Origin of the sequence: Caballeronia sp., assembly GCF_049581465.1 — a bacterium.
Taxonomy (GTDB): domain Bacteria; phylum Pseudomonadota; class Gammaproteobacteria; order Burkholderiales; family Burkholderiaceae; genus Caballeronia.
The window spans coordinates 1-1,712 of record NZ_JBAUSA010001403.1 but is presented as its reverse complement, the minus strand read 5'-3'; the positions used below and the strand labels follow the sequence as shown (position 1 = coordinate 1,712).

The following is a 1,712-nucleotide window of genomic DNA, read 5'->3' as shown; positions in this document are numbered from 1 at the left end:
GTATTCGGGGCACCAGTTCGGCGTCTGGGCGGGGCAACTCGGCGATGGCCGCGCCATCGGCATCGGCGAGATCGAACACGCGGGCGCGCGGCTCGAACTCCAGTTGAAAGGCGCGGGGCGCACGCCCTATTCACGCATGGGCGACGGCCGCGCGGTGTTGCGGTCATCGATACGCGAATACTTGTGTTCCGAAGCGATGCACCATCTCGGCATTCCTACAACACGTGCGCTGTGCGTCGTCGGTTCGGACATGCCCGTGCGGCGCGAAACCATCGAAACCGCCGCCGTTGTGACGCGGGTCGCGCCGAGTTTCGTGCGTTTCGGGCACTTCGAGCACTTCTACACGAACGATCGCCTGGATGAATTGCGCAAGCTTGCCGATCACGTGATCGAGCGGTTTTATCCGCAGTGCCGCGAGGCCGATGATCCTTACCTCGCTCTCCTGCACGAAGTGACTGTGCGCACCGCCGACCTCATGGCGGACTGGCAAGCGGTCGGCTTTTGCCACGGCGTGATGAACACCGACAACATGTCGATTCTCGGATTGACCATCGATTACGGGCCGTTTGGGTTTATGGATGGCTTCAACGCCAATCACATTTGCAATCATTCGGACTCGCAAGGCCGCTACGCGTACAAGATGCAACCGCAGATCGGCTATTGGAATCTGTTTTGTCTAGCGCAGGCGCTGGTGCCGCTTTTGGGCCCGCACTATGCCGAAGACACGCGCAACGACAAAGTGATCGAAGACGCTCAGCGCGTTCTGGCGGGCTTCAAAGATCGTTTTGCGCCCGCGCTGGAAAGAAGAATGCGCACGAAGCTGGGCCTGGCCGAAATCCGCGAAGGAGACGATCAGCTCGCCAGCCGCCTGTTTGAGGTCATGAACGCGAATCGCGCGGATTTCACGCTCACGTTCCGCAATCTGGCAAAAATGAAGCTGGCCGATGCCTCCGGCGACGCTCCCGTGCGCGACCTGTTTCTTGACCGCGCGGCCTTTGATGCATGGGCGGGTGACTATCGGCGGCGTTTGTCGGAGGAAACGCGCAGCGACGAAGCCCGGGCCGCCGCCATGAACGCCGCGAACCCGAAGTACGTGTTGCGTAATCATCTGGCAGAAAACGCCATCCGGCTTGCGAAGGAAAAGGACTTTTCGGAAGTGGAGCGCCTCGCGCGCGTGCTGCGCAAGCCTTTCGACGAACAACCCGAATTCGAAGCGTACGCGGGCTTGCCGCCCGACTGGGCGAGTGACCTGGAAGTGAGTTGCTCTTCCTGAAATCGCCCCCAATTAATTGAGCAAATCAATGCTCTGGAGACTGATAAATGAACCAAGACGACACGACCCAAGCTAGCCAAGCCGCGCCGCTGCAAAAGGACGACGCCACCTACCGGAAGGAACTCTCCGAGATCCAGTATCAAGTCACGCGCCATGCCGCAACCGAGCGGCCGTTCACCGGCGAGTACTGGGATCACACGGAGCGCGGCATCTACGATTGCGTGTGTTGTGGCACGCCGCTGTTCGAATCGGCGACAAAATTCGACGCCGGCTGCGGCTGGCCGAGCTATTTCAAGCCGATCAACGGCGAAGTGATCAACGAAAAGACCGATCGCGCGCACGGCATGCTGCGCATTGAAGTGCAGTGCAAGAACTGCGGCGCGCATCTCGGCCACGTCTTTGAAGACGGTCCTGCGCCGACGGGCCTGCGTTACTGCAT

2 protein-coding genes are annotated in these 1,712 nt (G+C 60.4%); both read left to right on the top strand.

The annotated features are described in order from the left end of the window. Positions 1-1,273, top strand: a 1,273-nt coding sequence (locus tag WCA53_RS33920) for a protein adenylyltransferase SelO (RefSeq protein ID WP_423922489.1), incomplete at its 5' end; no start/stop codon positions are given. 47 nt (positions 1,274-1,320) lie between these two features. Then, on the top strand, positions 1,321-1,712 hold a 392-nt coding region (gene msrB / locus WCA53_RS33915), incomplete at its 3' end, for a peptide-methionine (R)-S-oxide reductase MsrB (RefSeq protein ID WP_423922485.1).